The organism is Candidatus Contendobacter odensis Run_B_J11 (genome assembly GCF_000531125.1).
GTDB classification, from domain to species: Bacteria; Pseudomonadota; Gammaproteobacteria; order Competibacterales; family Competibacteraceae; genus Contendibacter; species Contendibacter odensensis.
In genome coordinates this window covers 1-7,729 of record NZ_CBTK010000315.1, presented here as the reverse complement: position 1 = coordinate 7,729, position 7,729 = coordinate 1, and the positions used below count along the sequence as shown (strand labels likewise).

At 58.1% G+C, this 7,729-nt stretch carries 5 protein-coding genes; 2 read left to right on the top strand and 3 right to left on the bottom strand.

All coding sequences use genetic code 11. The annotated features are described in order from the left end of the window. Positions 1 to 361: 361 nt before the first annotated feature. Both BN874_RS21700 and BN874_RS21695 read left to right on the top strand, forming a co-directional pair. Complete coding sequence (locus BN874_RS21700; RefSeq protein WP_051498195.1) at positions 362 to 1,702, top strand: mechanosensitive ion channel family protein; 1,341 nt, start codon at positions 362 to 364, stop codon at positions 1,700 to 1,702. A 116-nt stretch (positions 1,703 to 1,818) separates the two neighbouring features. Next, positions 1,819 to 3,114 (top strand): polysaccharide deacetylase family protein, encoded by a 1,296-nt coding sequence (locus BN874_RS21695; protein WP_081756593.1) that lies wholly within the window; start codon positions 1,819 to 1,821, stop codon positions 3,112 to 3,114. Between the two features lie 623 nt (positions 3,115 to 3,737). On the opposite strand, the gene BN874_RS21690 is transcribed toward BN874_RS21695, so the two are convergent. Genes BN874_RS21690 through BN874_RS21680 form a run of 3 tightly spaced genes read right to left on the bottom strand, consistent with a single transcriptional unit; the run spans position 3,738 to position 7,676 of the window. Next, positions 3,738 to 4,748 carry an efflux RND transporter periplasmic adaptor subunit gene (locus tag BN874_RS21690; protein ID WP_034437054.1) on the bottom strand — a complete coding sequence of 337 codons (1,011 nt, stop codon included), beginning with the start codon at positions 4,746 to 4,748 and terminating at the stop codon, positions 3,738 to 3,740. Positions 4,749 to 4,751: 3 nt separating this feature from the next. Beyond that, a complete protein-coding gene (locus tag BN874_RS21685) occupies positions 4,752 to 5,318 on the bottom strand; it encodes a cytochrome b (protein ID WP_034437053.1) in 567 nt (188 codons plus the stop codon). Positions 5,319 to 5,342: 24 nt separating this feature from the next. Further along, entirely contained in the window at positions 5,343 to 7,676 is a 2,334-nt protein-coding gene (locus BN874_RS21680) for an EAL domain-containing protein (protein WP_051498194.1), read from the bottom strand. Positions 7,677 to 7,729: the final 53 nt, after the last annotated feature.

Genomic DNA, 7,729 nt, shown 5'->3' with positions numbered 1-7,729 from the left:
GAAAAGATTATTGAACCGGTGATTCTATTAATTAAGGAAGAACAGAATCGCTTAAAAAATGTTCTATATTAGCAATTACAGAGAGGTACCTGAGTAGTTACGCTTTTAAATTACTTTTAAATCCTGCTTAAACCACCTTGAAAGGGCTGGTCTTAGCACCTCGCTGTGTTTTAAAAGCCATATTTTACAATATGTTGGGATGACCTTAAAAGGATGGTTGCAGCGACGCACCCGCACTGAACCGATGATGCCATCGCTGCTGCGGTTCCCTCTGAATTGAATCCCTGCCATGGCGTCAACCGGTTGCAGCAGCTAAGCTGGTGATACTTCACATTGAAAGACCTGATGTTCCACCGCCCCCATGCAACAACCCTTTTTTGACGGTGCCCTGTTTTTCGCCTGGCTACGGACGGTTTGGGACTGGCTGAGTAGCGATGTGTTTACGCCGACGCACATTGTCTACAGTGCGATGCAGATGCCCGCCCTGGTTGCTAGTGGCTTCACTGCCTGGTGGATTCACGATTTTGTGTACCCGTGGTTGATCCGGTGCATCCAGAGCCACATAGCTGGAGAATACAGTCGCCCGGTTTTGCTGACGCTGGCATCGCTGGTCTTCCCGCTGCTGTGGATTGCTGGGCTGGTCATTGCCGGTTCAGTTGCGGTTCGGTTTGGTTGGCCCAATCACTGGATCTGGATCGGCATTGACCTGCTGGCGGCCTGGATCGCCATTCGCCTGTTCTCCATGCTGGTGCGCGAACCGGTGTGGGCACGGGCACTGGTCATTGCCGCCTACAGCATCGCGGTATTGGCCATCTTTGATCTGCTCGCCCCGACCTTTGCGCTGCTCGACCGCTTGGCTTTGCATCTCGGTCCAACGCGGCTGTCGCTGCTGACCGTACTCAAGAGCATGTTCTATTTCGGGGTTATGCTGTGGGTAGCGGTGCTGGTGTCGCGGGCGCTGGAACGCCGACTGCTGCATCTGCCCAACCTGACCCCGTCGGTGCAAGTGCTGTTCGGCAAGCTGCTCAAAGGGGGCTTGATCATCATGGCGGTGCTGGTTGCCTTAGCCAGTTCCGGCGTCGATTTCACCGCGCTGGCGGTATTTGGCGGCGCCCTCGGTGTCGGTCTCGGTTTTGGCTTGCAAACCATTATTTCCAACCTGATCAGCGGCATCATGCTGTTGATGGACAAATCGATCAAACCCGGCGACGTGATCCAGATCGGTGAAACCTACGGCTGGGTCGCCTCGCTGGGTGCACGCTATGTCTCGGTGGAAACCCGCGACGGTACCGAGTACCTGATCCCCAACGAGGAGATCATCACCCATCAAGTAATCAATTGGTCGCACCGCAACGATCTGGCGCGGCTCAAGGTCCAGGTGCGAATCGCCTACGAAACCGACGTGCGCAAAGCGCTGGATCTGATGGTACAAGGTGCCCGGCAGCCGGCGCGGGTGCTGGCTGATCCCGCGCCGAGGGCGTTGCTGTTGGAATTCGGCGAGAGTTTCATGCTGCTGGAAGTGCGATTCTGGATTCGCGATGTGCAGAACGGCATCCGCAATATCTCCAGTGATGTGCGGCTGGAAATCTGGGATTTGTTCCGTGAACACGGTGTTACCATTCCGATGCCACAGCACGGTATTCATATCAATCATCTACCACCCTTGACGGTGCATTTGGGCGGTTCCCAACCTGCCGACTGATGCCTGCATAGCGGCTCAGTCCGGTTCTTTGTATCCTTACTCGCGACTAAACTCCGGCACCAAGGGGGTTTCGCCATGACCTGATGACCTGACAACCAAAATTGAGGAGACCACCGATGCGAGATATTCACCATGCCTTGGTGCTGAACATGCACCAACCCCCCAATAATCTCGAAAACCTGCTGGAAACCAACCCGTGGGAAGTCAAGGAGATTCTGTTCGCCTACGACCGGATGCCGCGAGTCTTGTGGGACTATCAGGACATCGCCCGCGTCCATTTGTCGCTGTCTGGAACGCTGCTGGAAACCCTGTCCAATCCCGCTTTTCAACAGCGGGTTTATGGCGATGTGGACTGCGGCAAGTTGCTCTGGCATCTCCAGAACCAGAAGCTGTTTGAGATCCTCGGTACCGGTTATTACCACCCGGTCCTGGCGCTGATCCCGGAAGCCGACTGGGACGAACATATTGCCCGCTGGCAGGCCATCGCCCAGCATCTGCTGTGGCGGCCCCAGTTCAATGGATTCTGGCCGCCGGAAATGGGCTTTGATATGCGGCTGATTCCGCATTTGAAGAAGGCCGGTTATCGCTATGTGATGGTGGATTGCGAGTATGTGGACGCAGTCGATCCGATGAGCTGGCAGGAATTGCGCTACCGACCGCATATCGCCGAGTACGGCGGCGCGGAGATCATCATCATCGTCCGCGACCGCGATCTGTCTGATGCCCAACTGTCGGGAATGGACTACGGCTGGTTCTATAACGAATTGTGCCAGCGGACCCAGTGGTGCGATTTTCCGCCGCTGGTCACCACCGCCACCGATGGCGACAACGGCGGCTGGTTCCGCAATGTGACTGAAAAAGCCAATTTCTGGACTTATTTCTACCATGAGGCGTTGGAGGAAATCCGCGCCGGCCACTCGGTGATGCGTCCGACCTTCATCACCGATTATCTGGATCGCTTCGGTGCGCATGGACGGGTCACGGTACGGCGCGGCGCCTGGAATACCGACGCCCACCACGGCTGGGATTTCCACCAGTGGCAAGGTTCCTGGGTGCAGCGCGACACTATGGTCCGGGTTCACGATCTCAGCCGGGAATTCCACGCGGTAGCGCAGGCTGCGGTGCAAATCCATGATCCCAATCCCGAACTGGCGCGGGTGCTGGACGAAGCGCATTGGCGGCTGCTGCGCGCCGAAACCAGTTGCAACTTCTATTGGGGCGAGGCGTGGGTTCACAAATCTCACGCCGATATGGACAGCGTCGCCTGGCATCTGGGTGAGGCTAAGGCGCTGCTCGGCCAGCGCTGGATGGATGCCGTGGCCGCAGAACCACCGGTAGTGAACACTGCCGAGGTCGCTGAATCTCCCGGCTTGAGTGCCTCCAAGCAGGACGACAAAGTCGCCGCCGCGTAGCGGAGACGCTCCAGCGAGGGTTCGGCGGCGCAAAGCGCCGTGAACCCGAAGTTGGGATCAACTCGCGCCCGTTCATCGGCGCTCGCGCCGATGAACTTCTGATGGAGACCTGCACCCCGTTTGCGCTGGTTGAGCGGGTACGGATCAAGATGGCGTTGGAGTCCCTTTGATCAAGCCTGCCAGTTGATATTGTGGCGCAGGCGCGAAATGCGGTTCTTGCTCCGTTCCAACGCATTGCCCGGACCAATGCCGTGAGACTGGAAGGTTTTTTCGAGGGTTTCTGTGGAGCGGGTATTCCAAAACAGCTTTCCTCCTGTAAATTTTCCTGTGATGGTGAGGGCTGGTAGCGTCAGGCTAGGGCGTTAACTGAATTCAACCCGTTGATCTCAATAGGTGATGTTCATTTTATCTGCCTGCCCCACAGTTCCGATCACAGGAAAATTTACAGGAGGAAATAATTTGTTGATTTTGCTTAACTCTCCATCAAGGCTCGAAGCTATGGTTTTTCAAGGGGTTCCGTGAACTCATCGGTGTTTCACCCAGACGCTTGAAGAACTGAAACTGTCCGAACCATTGAGGTTGAGGAGTAGCACATGAAAAACCATTACAACGGCTGAAGAACCCTATTTTTCAGGCAAACCGCGCACCCACCGCCCGTCCTTCAACGCTGCTACAGGGTGAACCACCACCGCGTCGGTTTCGCCCAGACCGGACAGAATTTCGGTTCTGGATTCACCAACCAAACCACTCTGCACCCGCCGGCGTTGCACACGACCCTCACGCACAATCCAGACTTGGCCTTCACTCACCGCAGTCGTCGGCACCAGCAGCGCGTTCGGATGCTCGCTCACCACGATGTTTACCTCAGCGGTCATCCCGATACGCAACGGTGGCTCTTCTGTGAAGCGAATCCACACCCGGTAACCACGGGTGACCGGATTACCCTTCGGGGTGATCTCGGAAACCTGGCCTTCGAGAATTCGCTCCGGCAATGCCGGGGCACGAATCAGGACGCGCTGGCCGGCTTGCACTAGCAAAATATCCTCCTCGTCAACCTCGGCCTCAATCCGCAACGGCGCACAACAGGAGAAGTAAAAAATCGGCTGATTGGCCGGGATCAATTGACCCACTTCGCCATCGCGTTGCAGAATTTGCCCGTCTGCCGGAGCCGTCAGGGTCATAAAACTGCGCAAGGCCCGGGCCCGCGCCACCGCAGCTTCCACCGCCTGCCATTCGGAGCGCGCCCGATCCCGTTCCAGCACCGTGCCCAATCCCCGGTCGAGCAAGGTCTGGGCGCGATCCTGTTGGCTCTTGGCGAACAGCGCCCGCGCTTCGAGTTCGTCCACCGTCCTTTTCAGATCAGCGTCTTCCAGCCGGGCCAGCACCTGACCGGCATGAACCTGAGCGCTCTCATCGACATTGAGTTCCATCAGCCGACCCGCATTGCGTGGGGCGATGGGCAACATCACCGTCGGTTCCACCGTGCCGGTCGCATAGACCGCCCGCACCGCTAAACCCCGAGTTGGCCGCACGATCTCGACCATCAACGGACCGAAGCCGCGCCAGGCGGCCCAGCCACCCGCCGCCAGCAGGCCCAGCGCAATGATGACCCAAACGATCCATCTCCACCTCATGCCTCAGCGCCGAATGAACGGCAACATTCGGTCGAGGAACCGGTCACGGTCAAAAATCTGATGCTTGAGACCCAGGCCGACATGCCAGGCCACCACGATCACGGTGACGTAACTGATCACGATATGAACGATGCGAGCGAGGACGGCGAGTCCTTCCTGCTTACCGATGGGATTGGGCAAATCATGCCAGCCGAACAGCTTGATCCCGTAATCGCCCGCCATGACGAAAAGATAGCCGCTCACCGGCATCAGCATCAGGCAGCCGTACAGCAACATCTCGTTCCAGTGGGAGATCGTGCGTTCAGCGGGCGTCAACGTCGGCGCCCAATCGGGCAGCGGCGTCAGTCTGCGCCAGGCAAAGCGCAGCGCCACCAGCGCCAGCACCACCAGCCCGATGGACTTATGCCCGTTGTAATAACTATTTTGAGTCAACCAAAATAAAGTCTTACCCGATTCGATCCGGGTCATCAGGTTGGCGCCTAGGTACTGGTGCACCAGCAATAGAAAAACGCTCCAGTGCAGGAATCGGGTGATCGCGCCGTAGTGCGTAGTGGAATTGGTGAGTTGCATGGCTCAGAATCCTCTGAATAGAGATTAAGTCGCTCGATCCCGCGCCAGCAGTTGCTTGAATTCGGTCAATGGCATCGGGCGACCGAACAGGAAACCCTGTCCAATGTCGCAGTTATGCGCATGGAGAAAGTCTCGCTGCTCGGCGGTTTCTACCCCCTCAGCCACCACTTCCAGACCCAGTCCATGCGCCAGCGTGACAATCGCATCCACAATGGCGGCGCTGCTGGCGTCGCCCGGTAAATCCTTGACGAAGGCGCGGTCGATCTTGAGCACATCCACCGGAAAGCGTTGCAGATAACTCAGCGATGAATAGCCGGTGCCGAAGTCGTCAATGGCGAGCCGCGCGCCCATCCCCTTAAAGGACTTGAGGGTGGCGATGTTATCCTCGGTATGATGCATCAGGATGCTTTCGGTCAATTCCAGTTCCAGACAGGCAGGGTCGAAACCGGTTTCCTCCAGCAACCCGCGCACCATTTCGGCCAGATCATCCTGGCGAAACTGGCGACCCGACAGATTGACCGCCACCAGCAACCCGGCGAATCCATCGCGATGCAGGTCGCCGATCTCGCGCACGGCGGTGCGCAGCACCCATTCGCCCAGTTGCAGGATCAGCCCGCTGTCTTCCGCAATCGGGATAAACCGGATCGGCGACAATAATCCCAGTTGCGAATGATTCCAGCGGATCAACGCCTCAGAACCGGTGATGGCGCCGGTATGGAAATCCCATTTTGGCTGGTAGTACAGCTCCAGCTCCTGCTTCCCCACCGCATGACGCAGGTGGGTTTCCAGATTCAGCCGCTCGCGAGCGATCATCGTCGCGCCAGACAGGTAGAACTGGTAGTTGTTCCGCCCCATGTCCTTGGCTCGATACAGGGCAATATCGGCGTTCTTGAGCAGATTCTCGGCGCTGCGGCCATCGCGAGGATACAGGCTGATGCCGATGCTGCAACTGGCGAGTAGTTCCTGGTCGTCCAGCCGATAGGGCTGAGCCACGGCTTCCAGCATCCGCTCCGCGAGCCGGGCGGCATCATCACTGGCACCCAGTTCGGGCAGTAACACTGCAAACTCGTCGCCGCCCTGGCGGGAGATGGTGTCGCACTGGCGCACACATTGCTGCAACCGCCCTACCACATCGCGCAGCAACCGGTCGCCCGCAGCGTGACCCAGGGTTTCGTTGATCCGCTTGAAGTGATCGAGATCCACCAGCAACACCCCGACCATTCGGTGATCGCGACCCGCCCGCAACACCGCCTGCCGCAACCGGTCATCCAGCAGCGCCCGGTTGGGTAAGCCGGTCAGCGCATCATACTGGGCCAGATGCTGGATCCGCTCTTCGGACTGCCTGCGTTCGGTGATGTCCTGCACCACGGTCACAAAATACTCCGCCACCCCGTTTGATCGCCGCACACAACGGGATGAGACGCTGACGTAGATCGGTGTGCCGTCCTGGCGCAAGAGACGCTTGTCCAGCGAGTAGCTCTCAACTTTTCGACTCATGACCCGCTCGAATTGCCCGATCTCGGCAGCCAGATCATCAGGGTGGGTGATTTCGGCCCAACTCAGCCGCAACAGTTGCGACCGCCGGTAGCCCAGCATTTCGCACAACCGGTCGTTGACTTCCCACCAGCGCTTGTCGGGGCCGGTCAGTGCAATGCCGATCAGCGGCAGCTCAAAATAGCTGCGGAATTTGCTTTCGCTGGCGCGCAGGGTTTCCTCGGTTCGTTTGAGATCGGCAATATCAGTGCTGGCGCCCAAATAACCGCTCACCCGGCCAGCGCGATCCTGCAACGGTATCGCGCAGGTACTCAACCAGGTCACGCGGCCCGATGAGCTTTGCAACCGGTGGTTGGCGGCAAATTCGCCAGCCTGCTCAACCGCTTGCTGCCAAGCCTGCATCATCGGATCGTGATCATCGGGATGCACTGCCTGGAGCCACATCGATCCTGCTGCCTGGTCGGCGGTCAGGCCGACCCACTGACGCCAGCGGTCATTGACATAGCGGCATTCGCCCTGAATATTGCTCAGAAACACGCCCACCGGAAGCTGATCAGTCAACATGCGAAAACGCTGTTCACTGGCGCGCAACGTCTCAACAACCTGCTGCTGGCGGTCAATCTCCGCTTCAAGTCCGCGCAGAGTTTCGATGGTCCGTCGTTGGCGGTCGATCTCCGCTTCAAGTTCCCGCTGGCGGTCGTGCTGCGCGACAATACTCTGATGGAAGCGGTCGCGTTCTTCTTGCCATAGTTGTTGTTCGCGTCGTAGCCGATGGCGCTGGCTAAAAATCATCGCGCCCAACCCGCCAATCAAGCCCAGCCCGATCAAGCCACCGCCGATCCAGAACACCAGACGGCTTACCACCTATCAGTTCCTCATCACGGGGCAAACGCGGTAGAAGGAGGGTAAGGGTTGTT

What these genes read in the sequence shown, in the direction of transcription:
- BN874_RS21700 (WP_051498195.1), top strand. Translation starts at nt 362, where the DNA reads ATGCAACAACCCTTTTTTGACGGTGCCCTGTTTTTCGCCTGGCTACGG.
- BN874_RS21695 (WP_081756593.1), top strand. Translation starts at nt 1,819, where the DNA reads ATGCGAGATATTCACCATGCCTTGGTGCTGAACATGCACCAACCCCCC.
- BN874_RS21690 (WP_034437054.1), bottom strand. Translation starts at nt 4,748, where the DNA reads ATGAGGTGGAGATGGATCGTTTGGGTCATCATTGCGCTGGGCCTGCTG.
- BN874_RS21685 (WP_034437053.1), bottom strand. Translation starts at nt 5,318, where the DNA reads ATGCAACTCACCAATTCCACTACGCACTACGGCGCGATCACCCGATTC.